This is a genomic window from Photobacterium sanguinicancri (assembly GCF_002265265.1).
Taxonomy (GTDB): Bacteria; Pseudomonadota; Gammaproteobacteria; order Enterobacterales; family Vibrionaceae; genus Photobacterium; species Photobacterium sanguinicancri.
On sequence record NZ_NOIF01000114.1, the window covers coordinates 1 to 16,059 of the forward strand.

Consider the following 16,059-nt stretch of genomic DNA (forward strand, 5'->3'; position numbering starts at 1 on the left):
AATTAAATTTGATAATTGAGTAAAATTTAAATTCATTATTCAGTAATTACGAACAATCAATTAAGGAGCATTCAGAGACAAACGAGTTGACTATCGATTTATAAACAGCAAAAACGGAAAAGCCGCTGAATCACTTCAACGGCTTTGTACTCAAGGTGCTTTAACTGTGCTGCGCTACTTTACTGGAGCGGTGTAATGCGAATGTCTGCAATTTTCGCTTCATTTTTCACACCATCGACGCCACCAGCGTATATATATGTTTCATTCGATTTGAGGTAACTCATATTAAAATGATCCTTAATCGTGAACTGATATGCCTTACCCTGCTCTAAATTGACTTCAACTGGGGTTGAATAACGCATCCCTTTGTTCTCGCCAATGTGCCCCATCTGTAAATAACCCTGACCAACCACCTTCGTCGAATCATCAAGCACTTCAATCTTCTTCACCGTGTTTGTGATCCCAGTGTTTAGCTGACCAAGGTTGTTGTTATACCAAGCGGCTATTTGATAAGTCCCTGTCTTAGGTACAACAAAACTATTAAGGCTGTTTACAGGTCCACTGTCTTGATCAACCGTTACCACTGAGACACCTTGCTTCAGTGTATGGTAATCGCCTTCAAGTTTGACGCGAATATCATTACCGACACATACAGGTTGGCTTGGATTTGAACGGAAATCTTGGTCATTAATACTTTCGGCTATGTAGCAGGCAAACCCTTGTGGGGTATCAATATACTGCTGCGCTGCAACACCGTCTTGAATAAGCTGACCATTGCGGTACAAGTTAACCTTGTATTTACTCTGAACATCGACCGCTACGCCTTTAACACTGCCATCATCAATCACTTTAGCAGTTAATGTTGGCTCTTTCGGAGAGTACACTTTGCTATCATCACTTGCGTAAGGCTTCACGCCCGCAATGACCTTGATCGTGTCATCATTTCCAACCAACGCACCTAAAGTGACATGGTAGTTACCGTTTTTATCGGTTTGTACATTATCAACTGGGTAGTAACCAGACATGTCATCACTTGCTGGTGGTAAGTCGATAGTGACTGAGACTGTTTTTCCTTTGAAGCTAAAATTTTCGAGTGTGATTTGCTGGGAATGCGCAAATAGGCTATTGCGAATCCACCCGGTAATAAACGGATTAACCTCTAATTGCCCTGTTTCGGTATGAATACCAAAAATCGTTTCCACAACCATATTCAGGTAGCCACCGACCGACCAAAGTTGGCGCTGTGAATTAATCACAGGGCCATCAAGACTGGCGTCTGCACCATGATCGCTATGAATGATAAATGACTTACCCGATAGCCATTCGAGGTTTTCCATGTTAGACAGGTTCGTTGCGGTTCCGCGCACCAAAGATTGCACCGCATTATTCGCTGCGGCCACGTTCAATGTTTGCTTCGCAGCACGTAAACTATAAGCTGTTACAAATGGCCAAATTGCACGGTTATGATAAACCGGCACATCGGGCTGCTGAGGGAAGTACACGGGCACACCAAATTCACTGTGTGGGTAATTAGCCATGATCTTCTTGGCTTGCTCATCACTCGCAATACCACTGATGATCGCCAATGATTCACCAAGCATGTCATATTTATCTACCGCGATATCTTTACCGTTATCGAATAGGTAACTAACGTACATACCACGTTGGGCATTCCAGAACTTATCATTAATCGCTAATTTTAACTGCTTAGCCCATTCGCCATATTTAACGGCATTTTTTGAATCAAACTGCTCTGCCAGTTTCGCAGCTAAACGCATCGCTCGATAGTGGGTTACATTCGTCGACAAGGCTTTACTGCTACCAATGGCATTCACATCTTGCGGTGTCCACGTAGAGTATGTTTGATCGCGCCAATCAAGGAAGGATTGCTCCCCCTTGTACAAACCTGACTGCAGATCAAAAGCTGCTAGGCGATCAGCTTCCAGTGTATTGCTAATCGCGTTATAAGCACGTTCCGCAAATTGATCGTATGCTTCACCGTCTAATGCTGAAAGTAATCGCTCAGCACCCAATGCCCACGTTGTACGGTCGGTACTGATTGGCCAGCTCCCTCCCGTACCAGTATCTTGCACAATTTGCTCGCCGTCGTATTGCTTTCCAGTATTGGCACGGAAGCCTGACAATTTAAAATTAAGCCCATTCTCAACTCGTGTCGGGTTCATCAATGCTAACGAGAGATCAGCCGCATAGGCTAAATCACGAGTCCACACGTAGTGCCACTTGGCACCGGTTTCAAACACTTCCGCTTTAATTGGCTTATTGTAGTTATAGTTACCGTCTTTAATTTCAGACACCGATAGCTGGCTCAGCTCTTTCAGGCTCATCGCAAACAGTGCATCAAAGGCAACATCGCCTGATACTACTCGCGGGCCAGCCTGTTCATTCACAATTAAGCCTTGATCCAAGGCATCACGTAACTCTGTCGTTGTTGAAATCCCAAACTCACGCTGTTTGGCTTGTGGGTCTTTTACAGAAAACACCACGGTATCTTGGGCGCCATCATAGTTGGCGAATTGCTGAGCTTCTTTAACTTGGTGGCCGTTGTGAACCATCGCAGGATCTATAATGGCCTCTGAGTAATATTTCTCAGCCTCAGCTTGAGTCGCTTTAGTTACCGTCATTGTTGCACTGCTTTCATTGGCAAAACTGACAGCAAATTTGTAATAGCCCTTTTCTTTAAAAGTGATGACAGAGTTACAGTCATCATTCATGCAATCTTCATTAATTTCGGGTTTCGGATAGTAGTCCTGCGCCACATCAAACTCAGTGGGCTCAGTAAAATGGGTGTATTCTAGCTGCCAACCAGGATCGGCAATCTTGAACTGATTACTACCGCGTGCCACTCTTAGTACCGTTTCGTACTCGTTATCACCCAAATAATTCAGCTTGGCATGCTCAGCCGTGCCCCAATCACCATTTAAACCACGTAGATACAAATCTTCGCTGATGATAGGTTTATCTTCCGGCTTAGGTGCGACAGTCGGCATATTTACACTCTCTTGTGAGTCAGAGTTAAAATTACACCCGGCAAGCCCGATACATGATGCGACAGCAAGCGCGATAATACTCGGTTTCATGTTCATCCCTTCCATTCGTTATTTTGTGCGTCAGTGTAAAAAACTCACTCTCACAGGAAAAATAGGTGGGATGCGCCAGGTCATAGATAAAAGCTATATCTCGACGAACAGCCGTGATCTAGATCTATTAAATATGTTTATTCTGACTTGAGAATGATTTCAAATTTGTGATTTGCAAGTGAATTTGTGCAAAATGGCTCGCACTTTTAAGGAATAAGATATGGACAAATCTCTGCAACAGTTTTTACTTGTCGCGCGTTGTAAAAGTATTAGCGCCGCAGCAAGAATGGCAGGACTGAGCCAACCAACAGTAACCAGCAATCTAAAGAAGCTTGAAGAAAGCCTTGATGTCGATCTGTTTGAACGAACATCTAAAGGCATGATACTGACCGAATATGGCCGTATTCTTTATCGTCACAGCAATGCGATGCAACACGAATACAACCTAATGGTACAAAGCATTAGTGAAAGGAAGAAATATCAAGTTGGCAAAATTAAAATCGGCACTGGCGATGCGTGGTGGCCACTGTTTGTAAAACAAGCACTGGATGAACACCTCACACATTCACCTTTAGCGTCTACCCACGTTGAATTTGGTAATCATCTCTGTTTAATGGACTCGCTGATCAACGAAGATATCGAATTTTTCATTGGCCATGAAATCGTGGGTTTATCTGAAAAATGTGATGTGACTTTTATCCCTCTTTTTCAAACGACCGATACTTATTTTGTCTCACCTGATCACCCGCTTTTAGGCAAAACGGTAACCGAAGAGATGCTGCACGAATACCCAGCCCTCTCGGTCACTTATGATGCGAAGAAATTCAGTCATATCATCGACAACCCCAGTCCAAAACAATACGAGCGTGATCGTCAGCAACTTGATGAACGTGCCACTTATGAGCTTGATTCTTTACTTGCTAGCATTGACGTTCTTAAAAATAGCGTGGCGATCATGTCTTATACCAAGGCGCTACAAACGTACCTTGAATCTTTCGGGCTACAATGCCTAACCATGGAAAAAGAACCCAATTCAGGCACTGTGGGCATTTACCATCACAGAAGAGAAACATCTGAATCTCACTTGGCACTCATTGAGAAAATCACTCAACTTGCCGCTAAGCTATAACAGCATACTGATTTCGTATCGCGCTAAAGTAAGGCTTAAATGCATTGTTGACACTGGGGTTACAAATCAAAGCGAAAAACCGATACCATGACAACACTTCTTCTTTTGAATCATCGCACTTTATGGGTTCATCTCGGTTTTCAATCCGCTTATTTGGGCAAGGATTACCCCTATTGTTAGCACTGCAGCTAGCAAGTGCCTCTGCACCTGCTAGCGCCATGAACTTACAAGAAAAATGGCAGGCTTTTTATCAAATAAACTGGCGTAATAACCCGGTGACGCTATCGCAACAGCTATTAAGCCAATACCCCAACGTGTTATTGCAATCTGCTGCGCAATACCCTGATTTTGTCCACTACATTTGGCAAGACATTCAGCAACTTTCAGTCATCAGTTCAACTTGTTTAACGCCTAAATTGAACAATAATAAACTTAAAACTGCCGTCGAATTTGAATTGGCACTCTGCTCCGATCAAGCGAAAAATAATGATGCGCAGAATAGCGATGTACTTGATATAAGCTGGTTTAGCCAACATCCACTTCGCCACCCCGCGGGGGCAAGCTATGCCGATCGCTATTTCAAGCACAAAGGCATCACTGATATCGGTGAACCTTTTCAGATCTATTTAAGTGCAGAAAACCCAGCCCACCCTTTGCACCACTTCTTTAATCAACTTTCAACTAAAGGACGTGACGCGCTGCTAAGTGGCTATCGAGCTTGGCTAGATAAAGATAATTTGTGGCTAAGCGGCGAAAGTGGCTGGAAAAAGATACCCGCGAAGGTTTGGCAACCCGTTGCGAATGATCTTGCCATCAAACTTAATGGAAATAGCTGCGCCTTTCGTTATAGCAATCTTTGCTTAAGCGAGCAGAAACCCAATACAGCACTCTTCAAATTCATCTCATTGCTACTGCTATTTGGTATGGCCATTATCGGCTTAAAAAGCCTACGTCAGAGACAGCAACAAAATAGAGATAAGCGTTTTATCCTGCAGCTACTTACCCATGAACTGCGCACGCCTATTGCCAGCTTAGGGCTCACAGTAGAAATGTTTAGGGATGAGTTCGATAACCTAAACCAAGCGTCTCAGCAAGCGATGTGGCGGTTATTCGCCGATCACCAACGATTAGTCCAGTTAACTGAAACCAGTAAAGGCTACTTGAGCACGGATAAAAATCAGCAACTAATACAACAAACCGCTTCATTGGAAGACTGGTTGGCACATGTTTGTGACAAACACGACATTGGATTTACATGCGGTGGCAGTCAGTACGATGAAAATGAAATGCTCTCATTGCCCTTCTATTGGCTATCTATTTGCTTGGATAACCTGATCAATAACGCTAAGCAACATGGTCAAGGGAAAGTCAGCGTCAACGCAATGATATTCGCTTCAACAAGGTCAGCGTCCAATGTGAAAGCATCAGAAAACATACTACGTATTACCGTTTCGGACCATGGTCATTTCCCTTCGTTTTTAAAACGGATTCTTACTTGGTTATCACCTAAACAAACCACAAATAACATGGGAATTGGGCTAAGTATCGTCACACGTCTAATGACACAAATGGGTGGACGATTAATCATAAAAAGAAAACCTACCCGCTGTATTTTGGAGCTACCGTTATGAGCCATATATTACTGATTGAAGATGATAAATTACTGGGTGATGGTTTACGTCAGTACCTTGTCTCTCATGGCTTTGAGTGCACTTGGGTAACAGCTTCTCACAACGTAGAACAATTTTGGTTTAAAGCTGATTTAGTGGTGCTTGATCGCCAACTCGATGATGGCGATAGCCTCAAACACTTGCCGTCTTGGCTTAATTTAAAAGCGCTACCAGTGATCATTTTAACAGCAAAAATCGATGTCGAGCAGCGCATTGAAGGGCTAATGACGGGCGCAAAAGACTATATGACAAAGCCCTTTGCCCAAGAAGAGTTACTGGCAAGGATCATCACCCACCTACGTCCAATTGGTTCAGGGCAAATCAGCTATCAATCACTCACCATTGATCCATCCAAGCGGGTTATTAAACGGATAGTTAAACAACAAACCACTGACGTAAATCTGAAGCCAAAAGAGTTTCAACTGTTATTACTACTGATCCAAAATCAAGGGCGTGTTTTCCATCGCGAAGAACTGCTAAATAAAATTTGGGGCTATCAAGCATTTCCGACAACACGAACCGTCGATAACCATATTTTGCGGCTTCGTCAGCAATTCCCAGAACTAAACATAGAAACACACCGTGGCATTGGTTATCGCCTAATGGAGGCGAACGCATCATGAAAATCAAAACGCTTATCATAATGGGATGTATGCTGACACCAATGACGGGGGTCGCCTCTTGGTTCCCCGATTCGCCTTTACAGCCAACACTAAACGCATTACTTGCGGCGCAACCACAGCGAGCTTGGCAAGAATTGCTGTTAGCCGTCAGTCAGTCCGATATAGACAGTCAGCACTGGCTGCCAATCAAAAATGAAATTATGGTGCAGACCCGCTGTGGTCAGCAATTAATGACGGATCAAAATAAGCTACCCGCTCTATTAACGTTAACGATTATTAGCCGTTCAGGGCTGTCCAGCCTTGGCTATCAAATTAAGATCTCTGCTGAACAAGCAAACCAAGTAAAACAACCGCAAGAGATTTCACTTTATGACCCGCGGGGAAAACAACTGCTAAATGGAAAACTCCTGAGTACCCGTGATTATCAAGAATGGGAAACCGATGAGCTACTCGCTAAACCCCAAGCAGGGCTATACCAGCTTGAGGTTGGTAAAAACCGCTACCCATTACTAATCACAAACAGTGGTAGCGAAAACTGGTTATCTCGACAAGGAACACTCAATACCCAGCTAACAACCCACTTACCAGAGACAGTTAAGCATTGCTCTCCCTCCTCATTAAGCTGGCAATGGTTCGATCAAAACTACAACCAAATTGGCTTAAAGCAACCCATAGACCTCAGCGAGATATCACTGAGTAAAACTGGCGCTGAAACAAACACACTTATCCCCTCTCCATCTTCCAAAAAGGCAAGGTATTTAAGCGCATCTGTATCCGTTTTTGAGTATCAAACAGGTGTGAAAGTTGAATATATCCATAGGGTCGCCATTCCGTTTAAAGTGAAGCCCTAGCTACCCAAGCCATTGTTTAGAAACAATTCAACAAGAAACTATAACGTTCAGTAATAGAGACAAATAGGTGACAATTGCTGTAGAGAGATAACGTTTAATAGCCGTAATAGACACACACGGAGTTAAACATGTCATTCATAGCAAAATCATTCCCGCTCACCTTATTGATGGCCGTATTAGCAGCACCTTCAGCAACAGCCCGAGAACTTAGCATAGCGTTAATCAGTGGTGCGGATCTCGTTACAGTAATGCCTACATCACTAAAGATAAATTGGAAAACAGCAGAACAAAAACACCTTGCTATCAATTCACCAAACTTAACAATCAATGAGAAACCTCAGACAATCACTCATCTAACTCAGCCTTCACCTCATCAAGCTGAGTGGACGCTACTACCCAGTAAAATTCACGTCAAAGCGAGTTTAAAAGGCAACCTGACACTCTCTTTTCGCCTCGATAACAAAGAGGTTATCGAAAGAAATCACCCTATGACATTGGCATGGTTTGATTTACCACAAAAAATAACCCAAGCACTTTATTTACCCTTTAGCGAAGGCATGCGTATACCGATAAATAACGCCACTTGGGCCAAGTACCTGGAGAAAAATCATTCAGGAGCAAACACAACCCAAGACTTAAAAATGCCTTTTTGGACAGTGAAAAACGGCAACCGCTACGTAACAGTCCAACTGCTGAATGCAACAAACAACCGCTTAGATTTTTCCAGCAATCAAAAGCAGGTTGATATGTTCGCTTCCCATCAATTTACACAACTTAACCGAGCCGAATCTTTCGATGTGCAGATCAGCCTTGATAAACAGCTACTTGATGGCGCAAAACGCTATCGCCAATATCGAATCAAGCACAACCAAGCCGAACCGTTAACGAAGAAAATCATACAAACACCCGCTGTTGAAAAGATGATTGGCGCTTCTCAGGTGTACCTGTTCGGTTCTGATGGGATAAGTCCAGAGGACGTTGTGAATTGGTGGAAGCTCAAAGATTGGTACTTTACACATTCAACACTAACGATCCCTGCTGAAGCGGATAAAGAACTCAAAGCACTGACCCAAGGTAAAGATTGGTTTAGCCATTATCATAAACAATTATTGGTCGACAGTATTAATGCCTCTCTTCACACTAAGTATCCGGCACCTCAGCCAACCCTTGCTAGCAACGGCATTGCCGCACAATTTAACGCCGTTCAACTGCGGAAAAAATGGTTAGCACAACATGCGCAGCCCTATCTGATCAGCAGTGGAAAATGGGGACAAGCACTCTCGGAAGATATGATCACAGCACTAAAACAATCAGGGATTAACAAATTGTGGCTAGGGTTAGATAACTGGATGCCTGCGTTTTACCAACCAGAGGTGGTCGATAAAGCCAAGCAAGCAGGATACCTAGTGGCAACCTACGATTCGTATAATACCGCTATTCCATTGGGTTTAAACGATGGCTGGCTCACAGCTCAATTACCAAATGCAATACGTAAGCAATGTGCCATAGAGCTTGCCGATGGCAGCAAGAAAAAAGGCTTCAGAGGGAATGGGTATTACCTTAACCCTCAATGTCATCTTGATTATGTACAGCAAAGGGTTAAAGATATTGTGAAATACGGGCGATTCAATAGCTTATTTCTGGATGTTGATGGCACCGCCATGGCACGTGAAGATTACCAAGCAAAAAGTAAGGAATCCCAGATGCTCACTGCGTTTAACCATCGTATGGATTGGATTGCAAAAAATACAGGCGTGGTATTAGGTTCAGAAGATGGTAATAGCTTAACCACCACTGGAACCGCTTTTGCTCATGGCTTAGAAACCATAGGTTTTGGCTGGACAGATAAAGACATGAAGAGTAATAAAGCCTCGCCTTATTACCTTGGTCGCTGGTACCCGGATCATAAGCCAGATTTCTTCTTCAAATCAGCCAAGGTCAAAAAACCTTATAAAACACTGCTGTTTGCACCACAATACCGCGTACCCTTATACCAAACCGTATTTCACGATGAGGTGATTAACAGCCACCACTGGCATAGTGATAGCCTCAAATTCAGTAACGTACAAACAGAACGTGATTTGATTTCGATGCTCTATAACACGCCTGCGATGGTTCACCTCAGTCGCGATGAAGCAAAGAGTGCCAATAGCCCGAGAATCAAAGCGCTTCAACATTATCAAGAGGGTTACGAGCCGATTCACCAACAACTTTGGGATAAACAGCTTGTTGATTTTAAATGGCTAGATAATAAAGGAAATATCCACCAAACTCGCTTTAGCGATGGCAGCACAATTACGGCTAACTTTTCAGATAAATTATTCAAATACCGTCAAGCATCACTTGCACCACACACCATCATTGCCGATTTAAGTAACGGTAAAAAAGTGTCCTGGGTAAGTAAATAACAAATAGTTAAAGCTCGCGGAAAGCCCCATCAAGTCTTTGGATGTATCCAAAGACTTTACTCTGTTAAATTGGCAAGCAAAAAATCCACACATGCTTTCGCTCATTTTACGTCACGACTCTACCCTTTCATTTGCAATCCCACGGCAATACAAGCCCAAAGCGCCTTTGCACATATCGATAGTTAATGTCCCGTTGCTGCACTTCATCGCTAATGCAAAGCCGTGCAAATAGTCCACCAGCAAGCCAAGCGCATCAATGCGGGTTGTTTCCTGTAAGCCTAAAGGCGCAACCACAAGGTCAAATCGCTCGATAAAAACCTGAGCAGGTCCTGCTGATTTCATCGTTAACAAGGTTTCTAATAAACCCGAATACTGCCCCAATAATACTAAGTAACTGTGGCTTAGTTGTTCTAGTTCGCTCTGCCAATCTTGCTGACCATCAGGCTCATAAACTTCAGTAATTAAAGAAACAGTAATGGCTTCAAGTAGCGCATCTTTATTTTTGAAGTAATGGTAGATCGCCATCGCATCCACATTTAACGCAGCTGATAACTTGCGGATACTGGGGATTTTACCTTCAACTTGCATCAAGTCTTTCGCCTGTTCAATGATCCTAGCTTGATTAAGCAGACTGCCCTTGCCACTCGGACGACCCCGTTTTTTCTCGTTGACACTCATTGGTATCACTCGCTACAATTAATTTCTACATTGTAGAATATTTTATAGCGTTATACATAAATTGCCAACTGATAATGATCACGATCGTGGAGTCAAAGATGCCGAATATCGTTTATATCGCAACCAGTCTTGATGGATACATTGCAGACAAAAACAACAAGATTGATTGGTTACATGAAGTCCCAAACCCTGAGGGTTCAGATATGGGGTTTGGTAACTTTATGGATCGTATTGATGCGCTTGTGATGGGCCGTAACACGCTTGATATGGTGCTAAGTTTTGACTGTGAATGGCCATACCCAAAACCTGTTTTCGTTCTAAGCAACACCATGACACAAGTACCAGCTGGCTATGAAGACAAAATATTTTTAATGAAAGGCGAACTTACAGACGTTGTGGCAAGCATCAATGCGCAAGGCTTCACCAACCTTTACATTGATGGTGGCGTGACTATCCAAAACTTTCTCAAAGAAGACATGATCGATGAAATGATCATCACCACGATTCCAGTCTTATTGGGCGGTGGTATTTCACTGTTTGGTGATCTAGCCGCGCCGTTAAAATTCAAACATATTGAATCACAGCAATTGTTGAACACTATTGTACAAAACAGCTTTATGCGTGTTCGGTAAGTGATATCCGCTAGTTAAAGAAATACGTATAGAGGGGTATGATACAGGTCTCCCCCCCTCTTACGATGTGGGGATGACCACTATGACCCATGCTTAACGCCTACGGTGTAACTTTATTGGCGCCACAGTACGAGCGGGATATTATGACTAACCACCTCCTCTCACCTCTTCACATTCGATCTCTATACACCATGTAAGACGACTGACTCCAATACGAACTGGCCTATTTTCATAAAGTAAATTCGCTAGTTCGTGTCAATTTATCGCGACAGCACTCCGAAGCCTCACCCATTACTCCTTCACAAATGGCAAGATTGCCAATCTTGGTCAAAACTTTCACACAGTACTTTCACACAGTGCCACTGTCTTAATTCAGCAGAAGATCATCAGCGCGCCATAGCAACAAAAGCAACAATGGCATCGTGCGCTTTATGAAATAGAAGCAATTTGACCAATAAGGGTAAAAGCATGGATAAACCAATCGTTGCGGACAATAAACCCATAAAAGTCGAACTGACAAAAGGACAAGAATATTATTTTTGTGCCTGTGGACGTTCGAGCAACCAACCCTTTTGCGACGGCTCACATGCGGGAACTGGGTTCAAGCCCAAAAGCTTCACCGCTGAAGAAACGGGCGACAGTTACTTATGCCAATGTAAACACACCGCAAATTCCCCCTTTTGCGATGGCTCCCACAAACAATTTTCAGCAGAGCAAGTCGGCAATGAAGGTCCAGGCGTGCAAATTCAAGTCGCAACCGATTCAACATCTACAACTGCGCCTGCAGCAACTCCAACCATAGAAGAACCAACCGTTGCTTTCATCCATCAGCTTGCCCGTGAAGGGTTATCTAAACTGGGCCATCATGGACCAATGACGTCGATGGGAGTGCCCCGCCACCTACTGCCACATTGGGACGATCTGCAAATCATGGTTGCTCAAATGGCGACCAAACCTTTACTGGAAGATGTTCCCGTTGGCACTGAATTAGTGATCGGCCCCAACGCTAAAAAGCCACTCAAATTATCCATTCCTTTATTTGTTTCAGACATGAGTTTTGGTTCGTTATCAGAAGAAGCCAAAACGGCATTAGCGAAAGGAGCAGAACTTGCTGGTACAGGCATTTGTTCAGGTGAAGGCGGCATGTTGCCCGAGGAACAAGCCGCAAATTCACGCTACTTTTATGAGCTTGCCAGCGCACAATTTGGCTATGACGAAGAGTTGTTAAAAAATGTCCAAGCCTTTCATTTTAAAGGTGGCCAAGGCGCAAAAACAGGGACTGGCGGCCATTTACCGGGCAATAAAAATACAGGGAAAATTTCTCAGGTACGCGGTATTCCAGAAGGTGAAGCGGCCATTTCTCCGCCCACCTTTAAAGATTTAGCCACAGCCGATGATTTCAAACGTTTTGCCGATCATGTTCGATCAATAACGGGCGGTATCCCCATCGGCTTTAAGCTCAGCGCCAACCATATCGAACAAGACATCCAGTTTGCCCTTGATGCCAGCGCCGATTACATCATTCTTGATGGGCGCGGTGGCGGCACTGGAGCAGCCCCTGAAATGTTTCGTGATCATATCAGTGTTCCGACTATTCCAGCCCTTGCCCGTGCTCGGCGTTACCTTGGTCAACAAGGCATGAGTGGCAAAGTCACCCTGATCATTACTGGTGGATTACGTGTCCCAATTGACTTTGTCAAAGCCATGGCATTAGGTGCCGACGGTGTCGCAATTTCAAACAGTGCAATGCAATCAATCGGCTGTGTCGCAGCACGTATGTGTAATACCAATAACTGCCCCGCTGGGATTGCAACCCAAAAAGCAGATTTACGCCAACGTTTAAACGTCGAGAAATCGGCCAAGCAATTACACAACTTTTTCGCAGCCTCTGTCGAACTGATGCAGGTGATGGCACGCGCCTGTGGACATCACCACTTACATGGTTTCAACCCAAACGATCTAGCGACTTGGCATCGAGATATGGCGCATTTATCCGGTGTGACATATGCGGGCTTGGATAATAAAGGCTGATTGTAAACAAATAAAGGCGGGATAAAGCGAGCGTAATCTCGCTCCGCCTTATAACGCTGACCTCTATTTAAGTATGGTTTTATAATCAACTTCTCCAACAAAATGCGGCAAGTCGAAAATATAGATTTAAACGGCAGATTTAGTTAATACATCTATAAATTTGCGACACGGTACGATTTTTAATCTACAAAACAGTATTAAATTCAGCCTATAAACTCAAATAACAAGCAAGCAGTAAACAAAACAGTTATGAACTAAAAATCGAACCAATCACCAACATGGAGTTGTTAGCGTATGAGTGATACTGAGACACAAGCACCTGCAAAGAAAGGGCTGAGCTTCCCATCCGCCTATACCGTGCTTTTTGCGGTCGCGGCGATTGTTGCAATACTAACCTGGGTTATTGACGCTGGGGTGTATAACAAACTGTCGTATCAAGGTGATAAATTTGAAATCAGCTATGCCGATGGATCAACCTCGGAGCTTCCAGCGACTCAAGCAAGCCTCGACAGTGTTGGCATTAAAGCGGATTTAGAGAAATTCGTGAATGGCGATATCTATAAACCAATCGGGATCCCAAATTCGTACACTGCCGTTGAACCTAATCCACAAGGGATTATGGATTTATTCCAAGCCCCTATCCAAGGGATGTACCAGTCGATAGATGTGGTGTTCTTTGTGTTAGTCATTGGTGGCTTTATTGGCATTGTTAACCATTCAGGGGCGTTCAGTGCAGGGATAAATCGCTTATCTCATGTGATGACAGGCCGAGAAACATGGTTAATTGTGATTGTCACCGCGCTTATCTCTCTCGGCGGCACCAGCTTTGGAATGGCAGAAGAAACCATCGCGTTTTATCCTATTTTGGTACCCATTTTTATCGCCGCAGGTTATGACGCCATCGTTGCACTTGCTGCTATCTACTTAGGTTCTTCAATCGGTACCATGTGTTCAACCGTGAACCCCTTCTCGACCATTATTGCGTCTAACGCGGCAGGCATTAACTGGACGCTTGGCCTGAATTCCCGCCTAGCTTTGCTTATTGTCGGTACAGTTACCTGCATGCTCTACATTATTCGTTATGCTAAGCGAGTAAAAGCCGATCCAACGAAATCCTTAATCTATAGTCAAAAGAAAGAGATAGAAGCGCGCTTCTTAAAGAATGTGTCTGCCGACCAAGATCACAGCAAACTTGAGAAACATCACTCACTGATTCTGGTTTTATTTGCCTCAACCTTCTTCATCATGGTGTATGGCGTATCATCTTTAGGTTGGTGGTTTGAAGAGATGACCACTCTGTTCTTTGTTTCTGCCATTGTCATTGCCATTGTTGACCGCATTCCAGAGAAACAATTTGTCACCGAGTTTATCCAAGGTGCCAACGACTTACTTGGTGTCGCATTAATCATTGCAATTGCTCGTGGTGTCACTGTGCTAATGGATAACGGCATGATCAGTGACTCTATTTTGCATGCGAGCGCGGCTATGGTTGATGGTATGGACAAAGGGGTGTTTATCGTAGTGATGATGTTCTTGTTCTCAGGAATATCTTTCTTCGTGCCGTCTTCTTCAGGCTTAGCGGTATTGTCGATGCCTATCATGGCACCGTTAGCGGATGTGGTGGGTGTGCCTCGCGACAATATTGTCAGTGCTTACCAATTTGGTATGGGGTTAATGGCCTTTATTACGCCAACAGGCTTAGTATTAGCGTCACTGGCGATGGTGAATGTTACCTTCGATAAATGGTTAAAATTCGTATTACCACTGCTAGGGATATTAATAGCCTTATCAGCCACGACTTTGCTGATCAGTGTGTATATTTAATCGCTGATCTTTCTACAAAGCTTAAAGTGAGAAGATAAAGCGAGAAGCTAGAGTGAGAAACTAAGTGAAACACAAAAATGCCGTTCTATAGTATGAGCGGCATTCTTTCATCACGGATCAACGCCAGTAGTAGTAAGAAGATTAAATAACACCTTTATCTGCAAGCTGTTCGAGTATTGCTGCAGTTTTCTCTCTAAAAGCATCACGTAATAAACGCACCGCAGGAGTAATAGATTGTCGGCTTGGGCAAACTAACCACAACTCGGTCGGCGTTGCCTTAAACGCTGGCATCACACTTTCTACTTTACCTGACAGCAAATCTTGCGACATATCTAAACTGGATTTCACCGCGAGCCCGTGTCCTGCAGTACACCAACGTCGTACCATATCGCCATCATTTGATGCCCTGTTGCCGGTTAGCTTCACTTTATGCTTAACACCATCTGCTGAAAACTCCCACACGTCCTGAATGACATCATGAAGTTGATAAAGCAGCGCATTATGCTGAGTAAGATCATTAGGCACACTAGGCGTTCCATGTTGCGCTAAATACGCTTTTGTCGCGCAAAGTACACGCGGCACATCGCAGATTTTAAAGCCGTAGACATTCGCATCGGTTGGCGATCCGTAACGCAAGGCCATATCGACAGCGTCTCGATAAAAATCAACATTGCTATCGCTAATATTGGCGCGAACACTTAATTGAGGGTACACATCCATAAATTCATCAAGCCAAGGCTGTACAAAGTTTCGGCCTAAATCAGATGACAGTGCAATACGCAGTTCGCCGTCAACAATATCCAACCCATCCTTCATATTTTGCTTTGCTTGATCCAACATGAGTAAGGCTTGCTCGCACTGTGGGATATAACGCTCGCCAGCACTCGACAACCTTAAATGACGCGTTGTACGGATAAACAGTTCCAAACCTAATGCGTTTTCGACTCGTTTTACCGCAGCGCTCGCCGTTGCTGTCCGCATATCTAAATTAGCGGCGGCGGCCGTTATACTTCGGAACTCAGCGACTTTCAGTATGATTTGCAGGTCTTCTAACAACATATACTTCTCACTGATTGTCTAAAATTTTTTGATAATAGTGAGAAAATTATAATGCT

11 protein-coding genes are annotated in these 16,059 nt (G+C 43.8%); 8 read left to right on the plus strand and 3 right to left on the minus strand.

Going from position 1 to position 16,059, the window contains the following annotated elements; genetic code table 11:
* Nucleotides 1–179: 179 nt before the first annotated feature.
* Nucleotides 180–3,098, minus strand: coding sequence for an MGH1-like glycoside hydrolase domain-containing protein (locus tag ASV53_RS15895; protein ID WP_094957799.1), 2,919 nt, complete (start codon nucleotides 3,096–3,098; stop codon nucleotides 180–182).
* Between the two features lie 220 nt (nucleotides 3,099–3,318).
* Here ASV53_RS15895 and ASV53_RS15900 point away from each other — a divergent pair, with 220 nt between their 5' ends.
* The 5 genes from ASV53_RS15900 to ASV53_RS15920 all read left to right on the plus strand — a co-directional run bounded on the left by ASV53_RS15900 (nucleotide 3,319) and on the right by ASV53_RS15920 (nucleotide 9,779).
* Entirely contained in the window at nucleotides 3,319–4,227 is a 909-nt protein-coding gene (locus ASV53_RS15900; protein WP_062687831.1) for a LysR family transcriptional regulator, read from the plus strand.
* A gap of 218 nt (nucleotides 4,228–4,445) precedes the next feature.
* Entirely contained in the window at nucleotides 4,446–5,858 is a 1,413-nt protein-coding gene (locus ASV53_RS15905) for an ATP-binding protein (RefSeq protein ID WP_239928816.1), read from the plus strand.
* On the plus strand, nucleotides 5,855–6,520 hold the full coding sequence (locus ASV53_RS15910; RefSeq protein WP_094957800.1) for a response regulator transcription factor: 666 nt from the start codon (nucleotides 5,855–5,857) through the stop codon (nucleotides 6,518–6,520). The genes ASV53_RS15905 and ASV53_RS15910 overlap by 4 nt, the downstream gene beginning before the upstream one ends.
* A complete protein-coding gene (locus tag ASV53_RS15915) occupies nucleotides 6,517–7,371 on the plus strand; it encodes a DUF2861 family protein (RefSeq protein WP_094957801.1) in 855 nt (284 codons plus the stop codon). Before ASV53_RS15910 ends, ASV53_RS15915 begins: the two co-directional genes overlap by 4 nt.
* A gap of 128 nt (nucleotides 7,372–7,499) precedes the next feature.
* The gene (locus tag ASV53_RS15920) at nucleotides 7,500–9,779 is read left to right on the plus strand and encodes a glycoside hydrolase (protein ID WP_094957802.1); all 2,280 of its coding nucleotides are present in this window, start codon (nucleotides 7,500–7,502) and stop codon (nucleotides 9,777–9,779) included.
* 111 nt (nucleotides 9,780–9,890) lie between these two features.
* On the opposite strand, the gene ASV53_RS15925 is transcribed toward ASV53_RS15920, so the two are convergent.
* On the minus strand, nucleotides 9,891–10,457 hold the full coding sequence (locus tag ASV53_RS15925; protein ID WP_094957803.1) for a TetR/AcrR family transcriptional regulator: 567 nt from the start codon (nucleotides 10,455–10,457) through the stop codon (nucleotides 9,891–9,893).
* Between the two features lie 98 nt (nucleotides 10,458–10,555).
* Between ASV53_RS15925 and ASV53_RS15930 the strand changes: the two genes are divergently transcribed.
* The 3 genes from ASV53_RS15930 to ASV53_RS15940 all read left to right on the plus strand — a co-directional run bounded on the left by ASV53_RS15930 (nucleotide 10,556) and on the right by ASV53_RS15940 (nucleotide 14,944).
* Nucleotides 10,556–11,089: a dihydrofolate reductase family protein gene (locus tag ASV53_RS15930; protein WP_094957804.1), complete on the plus strand. Its 534-nt coding sequence runs from the start codon at nucleotides 10,556–10,558 to the stop codon at nucleotides 11,087–11,089.
* 468 nt (nucleotides 11,090–11,557) lie between these two features.
* Nucleotides 11,558–13,120, plus strand: a complete 1,563-nt coding sequence (locus tag ASV53_RS15935) for a glutamate synthase-related protein (protein WP_094957805.1) — start codon at nucleotides 11,558–11,560, stop codon at nucleotides 13,118–13,120.
* 294 nt (nucleotides 13,121–13,414) lie between these two features.
* Nucleotides 13,415–14,944, plus strand: a complete 1,530-nt coding sequence (locus ASV53_RS15940; protein WP_094957806.1) for a YfcC family protein — start codon at nucleotides 13,415–13,417, stop codon at nucleotides 14,942–14,944.
* A gap of 141 nt (nucleotides 14,945–15,085) precedes the next feature.
* Here the strand turns inward: ASV53_RS15940 and ASV53_RS15945 are convergent, their stop codons facing one another.
* Nucleotides 15,086–16,003: a LysR family transcriptional regulator gene (locus ASV53_RS15945; protein ID WP_094957807.1), complete on the minus strand. Its 918-nt coding sequence runs from the start codon at nucleotides 16,001–16,003 to the stop codon at nucleotides 15,086–15,088.
* Between the last annotated feature and the right edge of the window lie 56 nt (nucleotides 16,004–16,059).

What these genes read in the sequence shown, in the direction of transcription:
- ASV53_RS15925 (WP_094957803.1), bottom strand. Translation starts at nt 10,457, where the DNA reads ATGAGTGTCAACGAGAAAAAACGGGGTCGTCCGAGTGGCAAGGGCAGT.
- ASV53_RS15935 (WP_094957805.1), top strand. Translation starts at nt 11,558, where the DNA reads ATGGATAAACCAATCGTTGCGGACAATAAACCCATAAAAGTCGAACTG.
- ASV53_RS15920 (WP_094957802.1), top strand. Translation starts at nt 7,500, where the DNA reads ATGTCATTCATAGCAAAATCATTCCCGCTCACCTTATTGATGGCCGTA.
- ASV53_RS15945 (WP_094957807.1), bottom strand. Translation starts at nt 16,003, where the DNA reads ATGTTGTTAGAAGACCTGCAAATCATACTGAAAGTCGCTGAGTTCCGA.
- ASV53_RS15940 (WP_094957806.1), top strand. Translation starts at nt 13,415, where the DNA reads ATGAGTGATACTGAGACACAAGCACCTGCAAAGAAAGGGCTGAGCTTC.
- ASV53_RS15910 (WP_094957800.1), top strand. Translation starts at nt 5,855, where the DNA reads ATGAGCCATATATTACTGATTGAAGATGATAAATTACTGGGTGATGGT.
- ASV53_RS15930 (WP_094957804.1), top strand. Translation starts at nt 10,556, where the DNA reads ATGCCGAATATCGTTTATATCGCAACCAGTCTTGATGGATACATTGCA.
- ASV53_RS15895 (WP_094957799.1), bottom strand. Translation starts at nt 3,098, where the DNA reads ATGAAACCGAGTATTATCGCGCTTGCTGTCGCATCATGTATCGGGCTT.
- ASV53_RS15915 (WP_094957801.1), top strand. Translation starts at nt 6,517, where the DNA reads ATGAAAATCAAAACGCTTATCATAATGGGATGTATGCTGACACCAATG.
- ASV53_RS15900 (WP_062687831.1), top strand. Translation starts at nt 3,319, where the DNA reads ATGGACAAATCTCTGCAACAGTTTTTACTTGTCGCGCGTTGTAAAAGT.
- ASV53_RS15905 (WP_239928816.1), top strand. Translation starts at nt 4,446, where the DNA reads ATGAACTTACAAGAAAAATGGCAGGCTTTTTATCAAATAAACTGGCGT.